The sequence below is a fragment of the Nonomuraea sp. NPDC051941 genome (assembly GCF_044593615.1).
Genome location: NZ_JBIUCF010000031.1, coordinates 98,996 through 118,996 on the forward strand (window position 1 = coordinate 98,996; position 20,001 = coordinate 118,996).

Annotated in this window: 18 protein-coding genes; 10 read left to right on the plus strand and 8 right to left on the minus strand. The window is 69.9% G+C overall.

All coding sequences use genetic code 11. The features are described from left to right. The first annotated feature begins 401 nt into the window (after positions 1-401). The gene (locus ACIHFD_RS40965) at positions 402-1,154 is read left to right on the plus strand and encodes a DUF559 domain-containing protein (RefSeq protein WP_397371503.1); all 753 of its coding nucleotides are present in this window, start codon (positions 402-404) and stop codon (positions 1,152-1,154) included. 192 nt (positions 1,155-1,346) lie between these two features. On the opposite strand, the gene ACIHFD_RS40970 is transcribed toward ACIHFD_RS40965, so the two are convergent. Continuing rightward, positions 1,347-2,552: a cytochrome P450 gene (locus ACIHFD_RS40970; protein ID WP_397371504.1), complete on the minus strand. Its 1,206-nt coding sequence runs from the start codon at positions 2,550-2,552 to the stop codon at positions 1,347-1,349. 1,041 nt (positions 2,553-3,593) lie between these two features. On the opposite strand from ACIHFD_RS40970, the gene ACIHFD_RS40975 reads away from it, so the two are divergent. The 7 genes from ACIHFD_RS40975 to ACIHFD_RS41005 are packed head-to-tail and all read left to right on the plus strand — an operon-like array spanning position 3,594 to position 11,003. Then, positions 3,594-4,439 carry a fumarylacetoacetate hydrolase family protein gene (locus tag ACIHFD_RS40975; RefSeq protein WP_397371505.1) on the plus strand — a complete coding sequence of 282 codons (846 nt, stop codon included), beginning with the start codon at positions 3,594-3,596 and terminating at the stop codon, positions 4,437-4,439. Beyond that, entirely contained in the window at positions 4,436-5,734 is a 1,299-nt protein-coding gene (locus ACIHFD_RS40980) for an L-fuconate dehydratase (RefSeq protein ID WP_397371506.1), read from the plus strand. Before ACIHFD_RS40975 ends, ACIHFD_RS40980 begins: the two co-directional genes overlap by 4 nt. Next, positions 5,731-6,465: an SDR family oxidoreductase gene (locus tag ACIHFD_RS40985; RefSeq protein ID WP_350729393.1), complete on the plus strand. Its 735-nt coding sequence runs from the start codon at positions 5,731-5,733 to the stop codon at positions 6,463-6,465. Before ACIHFD_RS40980 ends, ACIHFD_RS40985 begins: the two co-directional genes overlap by 4 nt. A gap of 14 nt (positions 6,466-6,479) precedes the next feature. Further along, on the plus strand, positions 6,480-7,505 hold the full coding sequence (locus ACIHFD_RS40990) for a sugar ABC transporter substrate-binding protein (protein ID WP_397371507.1): 1,026 nt from the start codon (positions 6,480-6,482) through the stop codon (positions 7,503-7,505). Then, positions 7,505-8,986, plus strand: a complete 1,482-nt coding sequence (locus tag ACIHFD_RS40995) for a sugar ABC transporter ATP-binding protein (protein ID WP_397371508.1) — start codon at positions 7,505-7,507, stop codon at positions 8,984-8,986. Before ACIHFD_RS40990 ends, ACIHFD_RS40995 begins: the two co-directional genes overlap by 1 nt. Before the next feature lie 5 nt (positions 8,987-8,991). Next, positions 8,992-9,972 carry an ABC transporter permease gene (locus ACIHFD_RS41000; RefSeq protein ID WP_397371509.1) on the plus strand — a complete coding sequence of 327 codons (981 nt, stop codon included), beginning with the start codon at positions 8,992-8,994 and terminating at the stop codon, positions 9,970-9,972. Next, on the plus strand, positions 9,969-11,003 hold the full coding sequence (locus ACIHFD_RS41005) for an aldo/keto reductase (RefSeq protein WP_397371510.1): 1,035 nt from the start codon (positions 9,969-9,971) through the stop codon (positions 11,001-11,003). The genes ACIHFD_RS41000 and ACIHFD_RS41005 overlap by 4 nt, the downstream gene beginning before the upstream one ends. 26 nt (positions 11,004-11,029) lie before the next feature. On the opposite strand, the gene ACIHFD_RS41010 is transcribed toward ACIHFD_RS41005, so the two are convergent. Next, positions 11,030-11,977, minus strand: a complete 948-nt coding sequence (locus ACIHFD_RS41010) for a DNA polymerase ligase N-terminal domain-containing protein (protein ID WP_397371511.1) — start codon at positions 11,975-11,977, stop codon at positions 11,030-11,032. A 263-nt stretch (positions 11,978-12,240) separates the two neighbouring features. Further along, on the minus strand, positions 12,241-13,095 hold the full coding sequence (locus tag ACIHFD_RS41015) for a helix-turn-helix transcriptional regulator (protein WP_397371512.1): 855 nt from the start codon (positions 13,093-13,095) through the stop codon (positions 12,241-12,243). Positions 13,096-13,197: 102 nt separating this feature from the next. Here ACIHFD_RS41015 and ACIHFD_RS41020 point away from each other — a divergent pair, with 102 nt between their 5' ends. After that, entirely contained in the window at positions 13,198-13,920 is a 723-nt protein-coding gene (locus tag ACIHFD_RS41020) for an SDR family oxidoreductase (RefSeq protein ID WP_397371513.1), read from the plus strand. 5 nt (positions 13,921-13,925) lie between these two features. On the opposite strand, the gene ACIHFD_RS41025 is transcribed toward ACIHFD_RS41020, so the two are convergent. From ACIHFD_RS41025 to ACIHFD_RS41045, 5 genes are all read right to left on the minus strand, one after another. Further along, positions 13,926-14,606, minus strand: coding sequence for a FadR/GntR family transcriptional regulator (locus ACIHFD_RS41025; protein ID WP_185068291.1), 681 nt, complete (start codon positions 14,604-14,606; stop codon positions 13,926-13,928). 25 nt (positions 14,607-14,631) lie between these two features. Then, entirely contained in the window at positions 14,632-15,651 is a 1,020-nt protein-coding gene (locus ACIHFD_RS41030) for an MBL fold metallo-hydrolase (RefSeq protein ID WP_397371514.1), read from the minus strand. A gap of 40 nt (positions 15,652-15,691) precedes the next feature. Further along, a complete protein-coding gene (locus ACIHFD_RS41035) occupies positions 15,692-16,807 on the minus strand; it encodes a steroid 3-ketoacyl-CoA thiolase (RefSeq protein WP_397371515.1) in 1,116 nt (371 codons plus the stop codon). A gap of 42 nt (positions 16,808-16,849) precedes the next feature. Next, positions 16,850-17,839, minus strand: coding sequence for a sigma-70 family RNA polymerase sigma factor (locus ACIHFD_RS41040; RefSeq protein ID WP_397371516.1), 990 nt, complete (start codon positions 17,837-17,839; stop codon positions 16,850-16,852). Positions 17,840-17,936: 97 nt separating this feature from the next. Then, positions 17,937-18,878 carry an NADP-dependent oxidoreductase gene (locus ACIHFD_RS41045; protein ID WP_397371550.1) on the minus strand — a complete coding sequence of 314 codons (942 nt, stop codon included), beginning with the start codon at positions 18,876-18,878 and terminating at the stop codon, positions 17,937-17,939. 78 nt (positions 18,879-18,956) lie between these two features. Between ACIHFD_RS41045 and ACIHFD_RS41050 the strand changes: the two genes are divergently transcribed. Continuing rightward, entirely contained in the window at positions 18,957-19,916 is a 960-nt protein-coding gene (locus ACIHFD_RS41050; protein ID WP_397371517.1) for a GlxA family transcriptional regulator, read from the plus strand. The last annotated feature ends 85 nt before the right edge of the window (positions 19,917-20,001 follow it).

Sequence of the window (20,001 nt, forward strand, 5' to 3'; positions counted from 1 at the left end):
GCGCCGTAACCACGCCTCACGGCCCTCCACCCCATGCGGCACCGCCCTTCGGAGCTGTAGACCCCGAAAAAGGGACATCGACACCCAGCACCGCACCCCTGAAAGAGCCACCTCCCCTTCAGGGAAAGACCGATCGCGGGCTTCCAAAGGCAGAGCTGCCACCCACCCCGCCATCACTCGCCGAGCGGACCGCCCGAATCACCCGAGCGATCCCGCAGGCCGTTGTCTGCCGCCAGACAGCCGCCCATATCTGGGGTCTGAACGCCCTGCACACCCCAGAAGCCGACTGGCCCATAGAGCTGACCGCCCCCGGCCACCTCGCTCTCCCAGGCTGCGTCACCTACCCGGCGCCGCTCCCTCCGGAAGACATCACCATGCACAAGGGCGTCCGCCTCACCACCATGGAACGCACAGCCCTCGACTGCGCCCGCTGGTTGCCCCGCATGGAGGCGGTGGCGATCCTCGACCAGTTCGCACGCCGAGGCGTCGATCTCGAAGCTCTGTGGCACCGCCCGCTCAACTCCTGGCGCCTACGCGACACCCTAGGCCTCGCCGACCGGGGCGCCGCCTCACCCAGGGAGAGCTGGCTCCGGATCATCCTCGTGGAAGGCGGCCTCCCCAGACCCACCACCCAGATCCGGGTCGGGCTGGACGACGACCGGTTCGCGTACCTGGACCTGGGCTGGGAGGAGTTCAAGGTCGCAGTCGAGTACGACGGCCAGGAGCATCACACCTCAGCCGCCGACCAGCAACGCGACGCGGACCGCCGCGAGGAGCTGCGCCGCCGCGGATGGCGCGTGATCGCCGTCCGCCGAGACGTCATCCCCGGCCAGATCGCCGACCTCCTCCATCACGTGGCCAACGCCTTGATCGAATGCGGTTGGCAGCCCGGCCCGGAGCGCACCAACCACATCCTCCGCCGCATCCGAGCCGCCCGCCGCCGCTCCCGCTTCCGATTAATCAGCCACCCACCCCTCCAACCCACCACGCCGAGCGCCGGCCAGCGTCCGTGCCCGCACGCCGTCCGTGCCCGAACGCTGGCCGGGCGCCCACGCCGGACTGATGGCCGGCGCCGTGCTCAAATGCCAGCCAGGCGCCGCACCGGAGTATCAGCCGGGCTCAACGCCGAGTGCTGGCTGGGCGTTGCGCCGTAGTGTCGGCCGCGCGTCGCACCGGAGCCTTGGTGGGGCGTTTGTGGCGGAACGTCGGGCCGAGCTGGGCCGAGCTCGGGCCGAGCTGAGCTGGTCCGAGCTGGGCCGAGCGCCGTTGTGCTGACCACCAACAGGCCCTTGTGGCGAGCGGTGACATGGGTGGAACCGATTCCCTGCGGTGGCCGCCGCCAAGGGTCAGCCGACCGTGACAGGAAGCTCCTTGATGCCGTTGATGAAGTTCGAGCGAAGCCGGCGCGCAGAGCCCGTTTGGCGGAGTTTGGGGCGTCGGCGGGCCAGTTGTTCGAAGAGGACCCGGAGTTCGAGTTTGGCCAGGTGGTTGCCCAGGCAGAAGTGAGCTCCGCCGCCACCGAAGCCGATGTGCGGGTTCGGGTCGCGGGTGATGTCGAAGACTTCGGGATCGGAGAAGACCGCGGGGTCGCGGTTGGCGGCGGCGTAGAAGACCACGACCTTGTCGTCGGCCTTGATCTCCTGCCCGCCCAGCACCTGGTCGGTGGTGGAGGTGCGGCGGAAGAGGTTGACCGGGGAGACCCAGCGGACGATTTCGTCGGCGGCGGTCTTGGCGAGGGTGGGGTCGGCGACCAGGCGGGCCCATTGGTCCGGGTGCTCGAAGAGGGTGAGCATGCCGCCGGAGGCCGCGTTGCGGGTCGTCTCGTTGCCGGCGACCGCCAGGAGGAGGATGAACAGGTTGAACTCGTCCTGGTCAAGCGTCTCGCCGTGCTCGTTGGGCTGAAGGAGCTTGGTGACGATGTCGTTCTTCGGGGTGTCCCTGCGGCGTGTCGCGAGTTCGTTGGCGTAGGCGTAGACCTCCATGGCGGCGGCCGAGCCCACCTCGGGAGTCTCCGAGTAATCCGGGTCCTGGCTGCCGATCATGCGGTTGGACCAGGTGAAGAGCTTGTCGCGGTCGGCCACGGGCGCGCCGAGCAATTCGCAGATCACGTACAGGGGGAGCGGCGCGGCGACTTCGGTGACGAAGTCGATCTCGCCGGTGCACTTGTCCAGGAGGTCGTCGCAGATGTCGCGGATGTGCGCTTCGAGCGCGCCGATCGTGCGCGGAGTGAAGCCGCGGTTGACCAGGGAACGCCGTCTCGTGTGCTCGGGCGGGTCCTGGTTGAGCATCATGTGGCGCTGGAGATCGATCTGTTCCTGGGTCAGCTCTTCGAACAGGGCGAGCTTCTTGTGCGAGGAGAACCGGTCGGAGTGCCGCGATACATGGACGACGTCCTCGTATCGGGTGACGGCCCAGAATCCGGGCTCGCCCTCGTGCCAGTGGACGGGGGAGTTCGCGCGGAGCCAGGCGAGCTGCTCGTGTGGTGGTCCGGTGGTCGCGTAAATGTCCCTGTCGACGAGGTCGATGTGCACCAGATTCACCCTCTTGATCAAGCGCTTGGTTTACTACTACTTGAAACGTGTTCTATTACGTCCCTGTACGACCGTCAAGGGGCAATGTAGTGGCGAAATGGCTCCACAAGGCGTCCGCCGAGGTCGGGCATTCGTCGGGCGATGCGGCTTGCGCCAGGTCCCCGCGGTCACCGACGACAGCAGCCTCGCTTGACGGCGGGAAACACGCGTGTCATTGGCCGATTGCCTGCGTGCCGCCGGCCGTCTATGCGCGAGTCGTCGACCGTCCACGTGCGTGCCTCTGCGTGCGTGCCCTCGGCTGTCTGGGTGCGAGCCGTTGGTCGTCTGTGTGTGCGCCATGGCTGTCTGTGTGCGTGCCGTGGGCCGTCTGCGTGCGAGTCGTCGACCCTCTGTGTGGGTGCCGCTGGTCGTCTGTGCGCGTGCTATCGGCTGTCTGTGTGCGTGCCCTCGGCGTCTACGTGCGAGCCGTTGGTCGTCTGCGCGCGAGCCTCGGCTGGGTTTCATGCGCGGTGCAGCCGTCGCGTGCGCTCAGGTTGAGTCGGCTCGCATGCCCGATACGGCTGGCCTGGCGTGTGGGACACGGCGGGGCCCGCGTGCTCGATAAGCCGGCCCGTGCCCCCTATCGCGAGGGCTTGAGTCCCACGCTGGCACCTGCCACGGGGCCCGCGCCGGGCACCTGCCACGGGGGCCACGCCGGCACCTGCTGCGGGGACCTGGGTCCCGCGCCGGCGCCTATCGCGGGACTGGAGTCCCACGCCGCCACCCCGGCCGGCGTGGGGTGGATTGTCCTGGGGGGATGTTTGCCGGTGGTGGTTGGCGTGGGAGGTGGGAGGTGTGGTCTTGGGGGTGGGATTTACCTCCGATGTATTTGGAGGCGTTAATTCGTGTATGTGAATGCAGCCATCGGAGCGGTAAAGTCGCTTCACAGGCATCGACCACCCCCAGGGGGTGTCTTTCGAGGTCACGGATCGGATGTATCCGTCTTGTCACCCTTGACACACTCTGCCCGATCGCACGAGCATCATGAATCGAGACATCCGATGTATATGAGAAGGATGCGGTGTGAAGCTGCTGCGAGTAGGACCTGTCGGCCAGGAACGTCCGGTGGTCATGGATGACGCCGGTCACCTGCGCGACATCGGAGAGCCCGAGATTGACGGGGCTTTCCTCGCTTCCGGGGGAGTGGCGCGCGTCCGGGACGCGCTCGAGCGTGGTGCCCTGCCCGTCGTCGACGCCGAAGGGCTGCGGATCGGCGCCCCGATCGCTCGTCCGGGCAAGATCGTTTGCATCGGCCTGAACTACAGCGACCACGCCGCCGAGTCCGGGCAGGATGTGCCGGCTGAGCCGGTCGTGTTCATGAAGGCCGCGAACACCATGGTCGGCCCGTACGACGAGGTGCTCGTGCCCAGGGGCAGTGTGAAGACCGACTGGGAGGTGGAGTTGGCTGTCGTGATCGGCCAGGAGGCCCGCTACCTGGGCAGCCGGGAGGAGGCGCTCGGCGTGATCGCCGGGTACGCGATCTCCAACGACGTCTCCGAACGCGAGTTCCAGCTCGAACGCGGTGGGCAGTGGGACAAGGGCAAGTCGTGCGAGACGTTCAACCCGCTCGGCCCGTGGCTGGTTACGGCGGACGAGGTGGGCGACCCGCAGAGCCTGCCGCTGCGCCTCTGGGTGAACGGTGAGCTGCGCCAGGACGGCGACACCAAGAACATGATCTTCGACGTGGCCGAGATCGTGCGCTACCTGAGCCAGTTCATGGTCCTGGAGCCGGGTGACGTGATCAATACGGGTACGCCGGCCGGCGTGGCGATGGGCATGCCGGGGCAGCCGTACCTGCGTGAAGGTGACGTGATGGAGCTGGAGATCGAAGGGCTCGGGCGGCAGCGCCAGATGGTGGGGCAGGCATGACGACTCGTGGCGCGTACCGGATCGTCGGGATGGAGACGCACGACGTGCGGTTCCCGACCTCGCGCGAGCTCGACGGCTCGGATGCGATGAATCCGGATCCCGACTACTCCGCGGCCTATGTCGTGCTCACGACCGATGACGGGTTCGAGGGGCACGGGTTCGCCTTCACGATCGGGCGTGGCAACGACATCCAGACCACGGCCATCAGCGCGCTCGAGCCGTACGTGATCGGCAAGGACGTCGAGGACCTCGGCGTGCTCTACAAGGACATGGTCAACGACTCGCAGCTGCGCTGGCTGGGGCCGGAGAAGGGCGTCATGCACATGGCGATCTCCGCCGTGGTCAACGCCCTGTGGGACCTCAAGGCCAAGCGGGCGGGCAAGCCGTTGTGGCGGCTGCTGTCCGAGATGTCCCCTGAGGAGATCGTCGACCTCATCGACTTCCGCTACCTGAGCGACGCGCTGACGCCGCAAGAGGCCCTCCAGATCCTGAAGAGCCAGGAGGCGGGCAAGGAGGAGCGGATCAGCCGGCTCATCGAGGTCGGCTACCCCGCCTACACCACCTCCCCCGGATGGCTCGGGTACGACGACGACAAGCTGCGCAGGCTCTGCAAGGAGGCCCTGGAGCAGGGCTTCAAGCAGATCAAGCTCAAGGTCGGCGCCGACCTCGAGGACGACCGGCGCAGGTTCAGGGTCGCCCGCGAGGTCTGCGGCCCCGACTTCCCGATCGCCATCGACGCCAACCAGCGCTGGGACGTCGGATCGGGCATCGAGTGGATCAACGCGCTGGGCGAGTTCCACCCCCATTGGGTCGAGGAGCCGACCAGCCCCGACGACGTGCTCGGCCACGCCGCCATCGCCAGGGGCATCGACCCCATCCCCGTGGCCACCGGCGAGCACGTCCAGAACCGCATCATGTTCAAGCAGCTCCTGCAGGCCAACGCCATCTCCTACCTGCAGATCGACTCGGCCAGAGTCGGCGGCGTCAACGAGAACCTGGCGATCCTGCTGCTCGCGGCCAAGTTCGGCGTGCCGGTGTGTCCCCACGCGGGCGGCGTAGGGCTGTGCGAGCTGGTGCAGCACCTGTCGATGTTCGACTACGTCGCGATCACCGGCTCCATGGACAACCGCGTGATCGAGTACGTCGACCACCTCCACGAGCACTTCGTGGACCCCGTGGTCATCCGCAACGGTCGTTACGCCGCACCGTCCGCGCCCGGCTCCAGCGCGGAGATGCACGCAGTGTCGATCGCCGCCCACACATTCCCCGGCGGCGAAGTATGGAGGGACGCGTGAGCCTGAAAGCGATCGTGACCGGCGGCGGGTCCGGCATCGGGCTGGCCGTGGCCACCCTGCTCGCCGAGCGCGACATGACCGTCGCCTGCCTCGACATCAATCCGCCGGGCGAGCCGTTCATCGGGATCAAGGTCGATGTCACAGATGACGCACAGGTACGGGCGGCGGTGGCGGAGGCCGCCGAGCGGCTGGGCGGCATCGACGTGCTCGTCAACAACGCGGGCATCGGCGCTCTGGGCACCATCGAGGACAACCCGGACAGCGAGTGGCAGAGGGTGTTCGACGTCAACGTGCTCGGCATGGTCCGGGTCGCGCGGGCGGCGCTGCCGTACCTCAGGCAGTCAGAGCACGCCTCCATCGTCAACACGTGCTCGATCGCGGCCACCGCGGGCCTGCCGCAGCGCGCGCTCTACAGCGCGACCAAGGGCGCGGTGCTCTCGCTGACCCTCGCGATGGCCGCGGACCACATCCGTGAGGGCATTCGCGTCAACTGTGTCAACCCCGGCACCGCGGACACCCCGTGGGTCGCGAGGCTGCTCGACAAGGCCGACGACCCCGAGGGGGAGCGGGCCGCACTGAACGCCAGGCAGCCGATGGGCCGCCTGGTCAGCGCGGAGGAGGTCGCCGCGGCGATCGCCTATCTCGCCAGTCCTGAAGCCGGCGCCACCACCGGGACCGCGCTCGCGGTCGACGGGGGCATGCAAGGGCTCCGGCTGAGGGCGTCCAACTAAGGAAGGTACCCCCCATGAAGTTCGGATCGGCGGTCGCGGCGGCGGCCCTCTTGGCGGTCGTCACCGCGTGTGGCTCGGGCACGACAACAACCGGAGGAGGGGGCGGCGGCGGGAAGGTCGGCATCGACCACCCGCGGGCCGACTCCAACTTCTGGAACTCCTACATCAAGTACGTCCCGCAGATGGCCGGCGAGTACAAGGTGGACCTCATGCCACCCACGAACTCGCAGAACGACGTCTCCAAGCTGGTCAACAACGTGCAGGCGCTGGTGGGCCAGGGTGCCAAGGCGATCATCATGGCCCCGCAGGACACCGGTGCCATCGCCAACACGCTGCAGCAGCTGGAGAACAAGAAGATCCCCGTCGTGACCGTCGACACCCGTCCGGACAAGGGAAAGGTCTACATGGTCGTACGCGCCGACAACCGCGCGTACGGGACCAAGGCCTGTGAGTTCCTCGGGGAGAAGCTGGGGGGCAAGGGCAAGGTCGTGCAGCTCCAGGGCGCGCTCAGCTCCATCAACGGCCGTGACAGGTCGGAGGCGTTCCTGGAGTGCATGAAGTCCAAGTTCCCCGGCATCACCGTGTTCAGCGAGCCCACGGAGTGGGAGGGCACCAAGGCCGCGTCCATGCTGCAGACCCGCCTGGAGCAGAACCCCGACATCAAGGGCATCTACATGCACGCCGGCGGCGTGCACCTGGCGCCGACGCTGCAGGTGCTGAAGCAGAAGAGCCTGCTCGTCCCGCCGAGCGACCCCAAGCACGTCTTCGTGGTGTCGAACGACGGGATCCCGGAGGAGCTCGAGGCGATCCGCAAGGGCGACATCGACGCCACGGTGTCGCAGCCGGCGGACCTGTATGCCAAGTACGCGGTCTTCTACGCCAAGGCCGCGCTGGAGGGCAAGACGTTCAAGCCCGGCCCGACCGATCACGACAGCAACATCATCCAGCTCCCGAACGGCCTGGAGGACCAGCTCCCCGCGCCGCTCGTGACTAAGGACAACGTGGACGACAAGAGCCTTTGGGGTAATCAGATCAAGTGATGAAAAATCACGTTGAAGCCCGAAACGTCGTCAAGCGCTTCGGCCCCACCGTCGCGCTGAACGGCGCGGGGATCGCGATCGCCGAGGGCGAGACCCATGCGCTCGTCGGCAGGAACGGCGCGGGGAAGTCCACACTCGTGTCGATCCTCACCGGGCTCCAGCCGGCCGATGAGGGCGAGGTGCTGTTCTCGGGAGAGGCGGCGCCCGCCCTCGCCGACCGCGACGCCTGGCGGCAGCGCGTCGCCTGCGTCTATCAGAAGTCCACGATCATCCCCGCGCTGACGGTCGCCGAGAACCTCTTCCTCAACCGCCAGTCGGCCAGGGGCGCCAGGATCAACTGGCGCGCGCTGCGGGCCAGGGCGCGCGAGCTGCTGGACACGTACGAGGTGGACGTCGACGCGCAGGCGCTGGCCGGCGACCTGACCGTCGAGCAGCGCCAGCTCGTCGAGATCGCCAGGGCGCTGTCGTTCGGGGCGAGGTTCATCATCCTCGACGAGCCGACCGCCCGGCTCGACGGCCCGGCCATCGAGCGGCTGTTCGCGCGCATGCGCTCGCTGCGCGAGCAGGGCGTCACGATGATGTACATCTCCCACCACCTCGACGAGGTCTACGAGATCTGCCAGAGCGTCACGGTCTTCCGCGACGCGCGGCACATCGTGACCAGGCCGGTCGCCGAGCTTCCCCACGACGAGCTGGTCGCCGCGATGACGGGGGAGGCCACGACGGCGTACGAGTCCCGCACCCGCACGCCTGGCGACCGGGTCGTGCTGTCGGGCGAGGGACTCTCGCTCGGCGACCGCTACGCAGATATCGATATTTCCGTTAAAGCGGGCGAGGTCGTCGGCCTGGCCGGCTCCGCGAGCAGCGGCAAGGTCGGCCTGGCCGAGACCCTCGTCGGGCTCCGCAAAGCCGACTCCGGCACGGTCACGGTCAACGGCAACCGGGTCAAACCGGGCGACGTGCCCGCCGCCATGGAGGCGGGTCTCGGGTTCGTGCCGGAGGACCGCCACCACGAGGGCTTCGTCCCGCTGCTCTCGGTGGGGGAGAACGCCACGTTCCCGATCGCCCGCAAGCTCGGCCGGTACGGGATCGTGTCACCTGCCCGCCGACGGGCCAAGGCCGACGAGATGATCAAGGACCTCGACATCAAGACGGAAGGCCCTGATCAGCCGGTCGGCGACCTGTCCGGGGGGAACGCGCAGAAGGTCGTGTTCGCGCGGGCTCTCGTGGACGACCCGACGGTGCTGGTCGTGATCAACCCGACGGCCGGTGTCGACGTCAAGGCCAAGCAGGCACTGCTCGGCGCGGTCGAGGACGCGGTCGGGCGGGGCGCGGGGGCCGTCGTGGTCTCCGACGAGCTCGACGACCTGCGGATCTGCGACAGGGTGCTGGTGATGTTCCACGGCAGGGTCGTCAAGGACGTGCCGCGCGGCTGGACTGACCACGAACTCGTGGCCGTGATGGAGGGCATAGAAGATTGACCACTATGACTGCGCCGGTCCCACGGGTGCGCCTGGCCAGGTTCCGTGACCTGACGCTGGTGCCGGTGATCGTGATCCTGCTCGTCGTGGGCGCGTTCCTCGACCCGACCTTCCTGACCGCGGGCAACCTCACGAACGTGCTCCAGCAGCAGGCGGCGATCTCGCTCGTCGTGCTGGCGGAGGCGATGATCCTCATCGCCGGCAAGTTCGACCTGTCGCTGGAGTCGACGGTCGGCACCGCGCCGGCCATCGCGGTGATGCTGGTGATCCCGGCGGCCGCGGGCGGGTTCGGCATCGGGCTGCCCGGCGCGCTGGTGATCCCGCTGGCCCTGCTGGTCGGCGCGGCCATCGGGGCGTTCAACGGTTTCCTGATCATCAGGTTCCAGCTGTCGGCGTTCATCGTGACGCTGGCCATGCTGATCATCGTGCACGGCCTCCTGCAGGGGCCGACCGAGGGCAAGACGCTGTTCGAGCTCCCCGACTCGATCCTCTACCTGGGCAGCGCCATATGGCTCGGCCTGCCGGCGGCCATCTGGATCGCCGGTGTGCTGTTCGCGGCGGGCATCTTCGGCCTGGGCTACCTGCGGCTCGGCCGCGCGCTCTACGCGATCGGCGGCAACACCGACGCCGCCCGCGCCGCCGGCATCCGGGTGGATCGGGTGCTGTACGGGGTGTTCATCCTGGGCGGGACGCTCGCGGCGCTCGCCGGGATCCTGGAGACCGGCCGCCTCGGGGCGATCGGCAACAACCAGGGCGTCGGGTGGATCTTCATGGTGTTCGCGGCGGCGGTCATCGGCGGCGTGAGCATGGACGGCGGCAAGGGCACGATCCTGGGCGCGCTCACCGGCGTGCTGGTGATCGGCCTGGTGCAGAACATCTTGACGCTCATCGGCGTCTCCGGCTTCTGGCAGCCGGTGATCTATGGCGGGATCATCCTCATCGCGTTGATGATCAGCCGGATCGCGGGCGGAAAGGCACAGGATTGAACGGGATCGACGAACCTCCGGCCGGCTCGGACGGCGACGCGCCGGACGGGTCTCCGACCGGTCGTGACGGCGGCGGGTCTTGGGTCGGGCGTGACGGTGGCGGGGTCGAGGTGTCGCGGCACGGCTTCGGTGGTGCGCCGATCGGAAACCTGTACCAGGAGGTGTCGGAGGAGCAGGCGCGGGCCACGGTCGACGCGGCGTGGGACGCCGGGGTGCGCCTGTTCGACACCGCGCCCCACTACGGGCTCGGACTGTCGGAGCGCCGCCTCGGCGCCGCGCTCAAGGACCGTTCGGGTTACGTCCTGTCCACCAAGGTCGGCCGCCTGCTGGTGCCCGCCTCGGCATCGGGCGGCCGCGACGAGCAGGGCTTCGACGTGTCCGCCGACCTCCAGCGGGTGTGGGACTTCTCCGGCGACGGCGTACGCAGATCCCTGGAGGAGTCCCTGGGACGCCTGGGGCTCCCGGCCGTCGACATCGCGCTCATCCACGACCCGGACGACCACATGGACCAGGCGCTGGCGGAGGCGTACCCGGCGCTGGCCGAGCTGCGGGCCCAGGGCGTGGTGAAGGCCATCGGCGTCGGGATGAACCAGTGGCAGGCGCTCCTGCGCTTCGTCCAGGAGACCACCATCGACGTCGTGATGCTCGCGGGCCGCTACACCCTGCTCGACCAGTCGGGCCTGCCGCTCCTGGAGGAGTGCGCGCGTCGCGGGGTCAGGGTGCTGGCGGCGGGCGTCTTCAACAGCGGCATCCTGGCCACCCCGCGGCCGACCGGCACGTACAACTACGAGCCCGCACCGGCGTCGGTGATGGAGCGGGCGACGAGGATCGCGGAGATCTGCGAACGCCACGGCGTCACGCTGCCCCAGGCGGCCATGGCCTTCCCCCTCCGCCACCCGGCCGTCGCCTCGGTCGTCCTGGGCGCCCGCTCGCCCGAGGAGATCACCGCGAACGCCGCCCTGCTGTCCCGCCCGGTCCCGGAGGCGGTGTGGGACGAGCTGATATCGGAGGAGTTACTGCCCAAGGAGTGATGGCGAGGCGCTGAGCCCGGCGGGGCTCAGGTGGGGATGTACAGCCAGGACTTCGAGGGCCCTGGCTCGTACGCCGAGTCGAGGCGTTTGGCCACGATCCCGGGCAGGCCCTGTTCGCGGGCGGCCTGACGGACCGGGCCCGCCTCGCCCGGCCACGACGGAGCGGTCTGCCAATGCGCTCCCGCCAGCTCCAGCGCGTCCAATGCCGCCCGCCGGTCCGCGTAAGGCCGGTCGACCAGGGAGCGGCCGTCGTCGTACAGCAGGTCGTAGAAGACCAGGATCTCGGCGCCCCCGAGCGTGGCCACCTCCCCGTCCAGCATCGCCGTGCGGCTGCCGAACGACTCCGCGAGCCCCCGCAACCACGGGTGCTCCCGCGCGGCCGTCGTGCGCCCTCCCTCGATGGGGACGAGCAGGCGGCGGCCGCCCCACGCGAACTCGAAGGCGTAGGCCGAGACGTCCTTCGGGGGCTTGGCGCGTTCGGTCGGGAGCATGGGTTCGGGCGGCGGGAACGGGTCGCGGGCCCGGGCGTCCATGCGGTGGATCATCCAGCTCTGGCCTCGGGTCCGGAAAAGGACGAACCTCCCCGAAGCCCGCTCTCCGTGCAGGACGAACTTGACCTCGCGATCCGACCATTTCTCCGTCTCGTACGTGCCGGTGTCCCAGACGGTCATCGTGCCGCCGCCGTACTCGCCCTTGGGGATCTCGCCGTGGAACGTGAGGTACTCCATCGGGTGGTCCTCGGTGTGCACGGCCAGGTGGTTGGTGTCGGGGTCGGCGGGCAGGCCCTTGGGGACGGCCCAGGACACGAGGACGCCGTCGCGCTCGAGCCGCAGGTCCCAGTGGAGGGACCGGGCGTGGTGCTCCTGGATGACGAACGCGTTGCCGTCCTCGGAGGAGGGCGGCGATGCGGGGATGGGCTCGGGGGTGCGGCTGGCGTCGCGTTTGCTCCGGTATCGCTCCAGTTTGTCGGCCACGACAGGGGTACTACCCTCCCGTACTCTCCCGGACCACCAGCGGGGTACGGCGGACGGACCCCGCGCCGGTCAAGGCCATACCGACCGAGCGCGACCGGACACGCCCAGCACCGCGCGAGATGGCGTGCCGTGCGGGGTTGCGTCGGGCTGGGGTGGCCGGGTGGCCGTGCGGGGCTGGGGTTGCCGGGCGGTGGTGCCGGGCTCCGTTGTGGCGCGGGCCGTTGTGCTGGGCTCTGTGATGCTGCGTGCGGGTGGGGGTGGGTTCAGGGGGAGTGCTGGAGGTTCTGTGTGCCGATGACCTTGAGGAGGCGCAGTGCCTCGTACGACGGCGATCCCGGCGCCGCGGTGTAGAGGACGATCCACTGGTCGCCCTCAGGCACGTGCAGCGTCTCGCAGTCGAGCTCCAGCCACCCCACCGCCGGATGGTTGATCCGCTTGCGCGCGGACCTGCGGACCGTGACGTCGTGTCCGGCCCACAGCTCCGCGAACTCGGTGCTGCCGGCCAGCAACCGGTCGATGAGCCGGCGGATGCCGGAGTCGTCCGGGTAGCGGGCGGCGGCGGCGCGCAGGTCGGCCACCGACTCCCTGGCGAACCGCCACGCGCCGTCGGGGTCGTGGCGGTCCCGGGCCCGAGGGTCGGTGAAGTAGCGCCAGATGAGGTTGCGTTCGCCGGGCGGGAGCACGGAGAAGTCCGTGAGGAGCGCGGCGGCGAGGGGGTTCCAGGCCAGCACGTCGTACTTGGCGTCCGACACGAGCGCCGGGGTGTCGTCCAGCCGGTCGAGCAGGTGCAGGACGCCGGGCCTGACGTCCTGTGACGGACCGGGAGGCGGTCCGGGCGGCTCGCCGGCCAGGTAGTACAGGTGGGAACGCTCGTCGTCCGTCAGCCGCAGCGCCCTGGCGATCGCGCCGAGCATCTGGCGCGACGGGCGAGGTCCGCGGGCCTGTTCCAGGCGGGCGTAGTAGTCGACGGACATCCCGGCCAGCCGGGCGACCTCCTCGCGCCGCAGCCCGGGTGTGCGGCGGCGCTTGCCGCCCTCCAGGCCCACGTCGGACGGCCGCACCAGTTCGCGGCGGCTGCGCAGGAAGCCCGCCAGGCCGGCCCTGTTGATCCGGTCCATGACCTCAGGATGCCTGGTCCGCGACGCCGTAACCAGGGACTGTCAATCCGGGCCTCAGCGGTTCTCTCCCGTTCGTACGCGGCCCCGCTCAGCCTTGAGGGCATGAACATCGCACTCATCACCGGTGCCAACAAGGGCATCGGGTACGCCACCGCCCGCGTACTGGCCAAGTCCGGATATGTCGTCCTAGTTGGGGCCCGCGACCCCGAGCGCGGCAGGAAGGCCGCCGAGGAGCTGGCGGGGGAGGGGCTGGACGCCCGGTTCGTATGCCTGGACGTCACCGACCCGGACACCGTGGAGGCGGCCGCCGCTCGCGTCGAGCGCGAGTTCGGCCACCTGGACCTGCTCATCAACAACGCCGCGATCAGCCGCGACCACGAGCGCGCGCCGAGCCGGCTCCCGGTCGCCGCCCTGCGCGAGGTCTACGAGACGAACGTGATCGGCGTCGTCGCCGTGACCAACGCCATGCTCCCGCTCCTGCGCAGGTCGGAGGCCGGCCGCGTGGTGAACGTCTCCAGCGGCCTGGGCACGTTCGCGTTCCTGGCCGACGAGGAGCCCGAGTGGCGCGAGTACGCGACCCTGCTCGGTTACAACTCCTCCAAGGCCGCGCTGAACGCCGTCACCCTGATCTACGCCGAGGAGCTGCGCGACACGCCGATCAAGGTCTACGCGGTCGCGCCCGGCTTCTGCGCCACCGACCTCAACGGCTTCATCGGGACGCTGACCGCCGACGAGGGCGGCGAGCACGTGGCCCGCCAGGCCACCCTGCCCGACGTCCCGACCGGCGTCTTCCTCAGCGAGCAGGGCGGCACCAACCCCTGGTAGCGGGGTCAGTCGAGATCGAGCGCCTTGCGCAGCCACGACTCCACGCCCGCCACGTGCACGGTCGCCCAGGACCGGGCCACGTCGGCCTGGCGGGCGGCGATGGCCTCGTAGATCGCGGTGTGCTGCTCCCGCGTCTTCTGCATCGCCCCCTCCTGGGTGAGCCCGCGCCAGATCCTGGCCCGAGTGGTCGGACCTGACAGGCTCTCGATGAACGAGCAGAGCACGCTGTTCCCGGAACCCCGCGCGATCCGCTGGTGGAACTGGAGGTCGTTGGCCACCAGCTCCTCGACCGTCGGCTCCGCGGGCAGGGACTCCAGGATCACGCGGAGTTCCTCGACGTCGGCGTCGGTCATCAGCTCGGTCGCCATCGCGGTCGCGGCCGGCTCCAGGATGCGCCTGACCTCGAAGAACTGGATCACCGTGTCGTCGCGGTGCAGGTCGAGCACGAACGACATGGTGTCCAGCAGCAGCCGCGGCTCCAGGCTGGTCACGTACGTGCCGTCGCCCTGACGTACGTCGAGCACGTTGATCAGGGACAGGGCGCGCACGGCCTCGCGCAACGAGTTGCGCGACAGGCCGAGCCGCTCGGCGAGGTCGGCCTCCTTGGGCAGCCGGTCGCCGGGGGCCAGCTCGCCCGAGAGGATCATCTGTTTGATCTTGTCGATGGCCGCGTCAGTGACCGCCACGCTTCGCTCCCTAGACATCGGATGTCTAGAAGTCTAGAGCCTGGAAGCGGACGGGATCGACACCAGGGACCCGGCGAACTTCGCCCCTGGCCTCCAGAGCGCGCAGATGCGCCGCGGCCTCCCCGGCCGCCATGCCTTTCAGCATCGGGGACAGGTCGTCCCATGGCCTGTTCCACGTCATCATCGCGGCGACCTCCCAGATGGTCAGCGGTTCCGGCCGCTGGGCCAGGAGGGCGCGCAGCCGTACGAGCTTCTCATCGTGATGGTGGCGGATCTGGGCGGCTCGCGCGGCCACATCAGGAAATATCCATTCGTGTGCGGGCAACGCATCCAGGGGCCCCAGGTCGGCGACCCGGTCCAAGGAGTCCAGGAAATCGCCCAACGGATCGACATCGTCCCGGTCATACGGATAAATCCCGACGTGGGGGGTGATGTCGGGGAGGACGTGGTCGCCGGTGAACAGCCGGTCGGCATCCTCCAGATGCAGGCAGATGTGCCCCGGGGTGTGGCCGGGTGTGTGGACGGCCCGGAGCTTGCGGCCGGGCAGGTCCACCAGGTCCCCGTCACGTAACCGGCGGTCGGGCAGCGCCGGCGGGGTCGGGCGGCTCACCGCCTGCCGCGCCTCGCCCGGATCGGCCCCGGCCCGCCGGAGCATGTCGGACTGGAAGCTCTCGTGCTCCTCGGCCGCGTAGTCGTGCATGAGCCTGACCAGCGCCGCGTCGGCCTCGTGCATCGCGATCCACGCGCCGGACACGTCCTTGACCTGCCCCGCGAGCCCGGCGTGGTCGGGATGGAAATGGGTGACGACCACCCCGCTCACCGTGCTCACGTCGATCCCGACCGCGGCGAGGCCGCCGCTGAGCGCGTCCCAGGCGTCCGGATGGTTCCATCCGGCGTCGACCAGCACCGGTCCCTTGGGGGACTCGAGGGCGTAGACGAGCGTGTAGCCGAGCGGGTTGCCCGGGATCGGCACCGGCACGCTCCACACCCCGCCGCCGAGATCCTGCGGCCGCTGCTCCGCGTACGGCCTGCGTCTGCTCTTCATGCGCCCCCCGATCGGGTAATGAGTGTCACCAGACGAGCCCTCAGCCGGCCCGCTCGAGAACGGTGGCCGTGGCCAGCGCCCCGCCGGCGCACATCGTGACCAGCGCGGTCGCCGAGTCCGACCGCTCCAGCTCGTGCAGCGCCGTGGTGATCAGCCGCGCGCCCGTGGCGCCGACCGGATGGCCGAGCGCGATCGCGCCGCCGTTGACATTGACGCGGTCGAAGTCGGGCTCGTGCACGCCCGCCCACGACAGCACCACCGATGCGAACGCCTCATTCACCTCGAACCTGTCGATGTCGCCGATCGTCATCCCGGCCGCCGCCAGCACCTTGGCCGTCGCCTCCACGGGCCCGTCCAGGTGATAGTACGGCTCCGCGCCGACGAGCGCCTGCGCCAGGATCCGAGCCCTGGGCCGCAGCCCGTGCCTGGCGGCCGCCTCCTCGCTCATCACCAGCACCGCCGCGGCGCCGTCGGAGATCTGCGACGAGGTGCCCGCGGTGTGGAGGGCGCCCTCGGCGACGGGCTTGAGGTTGGCCAGGGTCTCGACCGTGGTCTCGCGTAAGCCCTGGTCCCTGCGTACGTCCCCGACGGGCACGATCTCGCGCTCGAACCGCCCGTCGGCCCACGCCTTGGCCGCCAGCCGCTGGGAGCGCGCCCCGAGCCAGTCGAGCCGCTCCCGCGTCAGCCCGCGCCGCCGCGCGATCCGCTCGGCCGCGGTGAACTGGTCGGGCAGGTCGATGCTCCAGTCGTCCGGCTTGGCCGTGGCGGGCCGCACGTTGCTGCCGAGGGGAGCCCGGCTCATCACCTCGACACCGCAGCCGACGCCGGCCTCGATCACGCCCGCGCGCACCAGGGCCGCGGCGAGGTGCACCGCCTGCTGCGACGACCCGCACTGCGCGTCCACCGTCGTCACCCCGGTCCGGTACGGCAGCCCGGCATAGAGCCACGAGTAGCGCCCGACGTGCCCGCCCTGCTCGCCCGCCTGGGTCACGCATCCGGCGAACACCTGCTCGACGGCCGCCGGGTCGAGCCCCGACCGCTCGACGAGGCCGTTCAGCGCGGTAGCCAGAACCTGTTGCGGTTTGTACCCGGCCAGCCAGCCGGCTCGCTTGCCGATGGGAGTGCGTACGGCCTCGACGATCACAGGTGTGCCCACAGTCGCCTCCAGAACGTTGCTCTGGCGAGACTGTAACGCGTTCTACTTTGTCGTGGAACCCTCCAGCGTCGACGGCAGCCCGAACGTCTCGAATAGGCTCTCCTCGAAGAACATGCCGACGTGCCGGATCTGCTCCACGGCGAACGTCACCACCATGATCGCAAACTGCCCGTAGACGCCGTTCTCGCGGTAGTACACCGCGAACGCCGGCTGCCCGTTGGCGGCGATCGGGACCAGCTTGAGGTCGCCGGGGCGCTCGGCCGGGCACTGCGTCCTGGTGAGCTCCATGATCGCCTCGGGCCCCTGGTACCAGCCGACGAACGGCGGCATCTCCCAGACCGCGTCCTTGGTGAACAGGTGCACCAGGCTGTCGACGTCATAGTTCTCGAACGCCGCGACGTAGCGGTCGAGCTGGGCCCGCTGCTCGGCCGACAGCGGCTCGACCGGGTCGTCGAGACTCGGCTGCACCTCGTTGAGCTGGGCGCGGGCCCGCTGGAGGATGCTGTTGACGGCCGCGGTGGACGTCTCCAGCGCCTCGGCCACCTCGGCGGCCTTCCACCTGAGCACGTCACGCAGCACCAGCACGGCCCGCTGCCGCGGCGGCAGGTGCTGCAGCGCGGCGATCAGGGCGAGCCTGATGCTCTCGCGGCCGGCCACGATCGTGGCGGGATCGTCGCCGCCGACGCCTGTCAGGGCGTCGGGCACGGGCTCCAGCCACGGCACCTCGTGGTCCGACACCAGGGGAGCGGTCGGCTCGGTGCTGGGGGCACCGAGACCGGTGGGCAGCGGCCGCCTGCTCCGGCTGTCGAGCGCGGTCAGGCAGGCGCTGGTGGCGATGCGATAGAGCCACGTGCGCAACGAGGAGCGCCCCTCGAAGCCCTCATAGGCCCGCCACGCGCGCAGGTACGTCTCCTGGACGAGGTCCTCGGCGTCGTGCACCGAGCCCATCATCCGGTAGCAGTGCGCCAGCAGCTCGCGCCGCATCGGGTCAGCCTGTTGGAGGAACTCCTCGTTCGTCGGCTTGTCGGTCATACCTCCCTTGTATAGACGTTGCCACTGACATTTGACCGCACGGCCGGTCGATTAAGGGAAACCTTTTACGGGCCCAAAGAAATGACCATGAATCAGGTCAGTGGGAGACGGTGAGCACGATCTTGCCGGTGACCCGGTTCGTCTCACCGAGCTCGTGCGCCTTGGCGGCCTCCGCCAGCGGCAGGGCGGCGGCGATCTCCGCGCGCAGCCTGCCCGCCTCGACCAGGGCCGCGAGTGCGCGCATCGCGGCGTGGTCGGGCTCCACCAGCATGGCCTCCGAGCGGATGCCCAGCTCGGCGGCCTGCCGGTGCAGGTCGGGGTCGAGCTCCCGGAGCACCAGGGAGACGATCGTGCCGCCCTTGCGCAGGGTGCGCAGCGACCGCGGCCCGTAGTCGCCGCCGATGGTCTCGAGCACCACGTCCACGTCCCGCACGACCTCGGCGAAGTCCTCGCTCCGGTAGTCGACCAGCTCGTCGGCGCCCAGACCGCGCAGGAACTCGTGCTTGGCCGCGCTGGCCGTCCCGATCACGTACGCGCCGCGCGCCTTGGCGATCTGCACCGCCAGGTGGCCCACCCCGCCCGCGGCGGCGTGAACGAGCACGCGCTGGCCGCCCTTCAGCCCGGCGACGTCCACGAGCGCCTGGTACGCGGTCAGCCCCGCGAGCGGTATCCCGGCCGCCTGGACGTGGTCGACGGCGGCGGGCTTGCGCACGAAGTGGCGGGACGGCGCGGTGACGTACTCGGCGAAGGCGCCATGCGCGTCCGGGTACTTGAGCATGCCGAACACCTCGTCGCCCGGCTTGTAGAGCGCCTGCCCGACGCCCGAGTCCTCGACCACGCCCGAGACGTCGTAACCCAGCACGAACGGCAGCTTGTCCCGCAGGAAGCCGCCGCCCGCGCGGGTCTTCCAGTCGGTCGGGTTCAGTCCGGCCGCCTCCACCCGCACCAGCACCTCGGTCGGGCCGGGGACGGGCCGGTCGACCTCAACCGTCTTCAGAACCTCAGGGCCGCCCAAGACGTCCTGGCTGATCGCTTTCATCTTCATGAGACCCAGCCTGCTGGTTCCGGGGCCGGGCCCGCGAGTGGCCCAAAGGTCATGATGTGTAAAAATCGGGCCATGCATCGCGTTGCCGTCCTCGCTGTGGACGGGGTCATCCCGTTCGAGCTGAGCGTGCCGTCCAGGATCTTCCGCGCCGCGCAGGGGCCCGGCGGCGAGCCGCTCTACGACGTGGTCACCTGCACGGTCGACGGTCGCCCCGTCGCCACGGCCGCCGACTATTCCATCGCCGTCGAGCACGACGCGAGCGTGCTGGCGAGCGCGGACACGGTGGTGGTGCCCGCCGCGGAGTGGTTCGCCGGGCTCACGGACGCGGACTCGCTGCCCGCCGGGCTGGCCGCGGCGCTGGCCCGGATCCGCCCCGGCACCCGGATCATCTCCATTTGCATCGGCACGTACGTGCTGGCGGCGGCCGGGCTGCTCGACGGCCGTCCGGCGACCACGCACTGGCGGGACGCCGAGCGGTTCGCCGCCGCGTTCCCGAAGGTGCGGATGGACGCGGACGTGCTGTTCGTGGACGACGGCGACGTGCTCACCTCGGCCGGCGCCGCGGCCGGGGTGGATCTCTGCCTCCACCTCGTCCGCCGCGACCACGGCAGCCGGGTCGCCAACCAGGTGGCCAGGGCCTGCGTGGTGCCGCCGTGGCGGGACGGGGGCCAGGCGCAGTACGTCGAGCACCCGGTGCCCGAGCCGTCCAGCGTCGGCACCGCCCCCACCCGGGCCTGGGCGATGACACGGCTGGGCACGCCGCTGCGGCTGGACGACCTGGCCGATCACGCGGGGATGAGCAGGCGCACGTTCACCCGGCATTTCCGGCAGGAGGTGGGGCTGAGCCCGGGGCAGTGGCTGACGCAGCAGCGGATCGCGCTGGCCAGGCAGCTGCTGGAGAGCACCGACCTGCCGGTGGACCGCGTCGCGGACCGCGCCGGCTTCGGGACGGCGGCCTCGTTCAGGCAGCACCTGCAGGCGGCGGTGGGGGTCTCGCCGCACGCGTATCGGCGCACGTTCCACATGTGGTAGCCGGCCCACCGGACACCACCCGGGCGGCCCACTGTGCGCGCCGTAACGGCGGCACGCCACTGAAGGGTCAGCGGCCGTTTCCTGG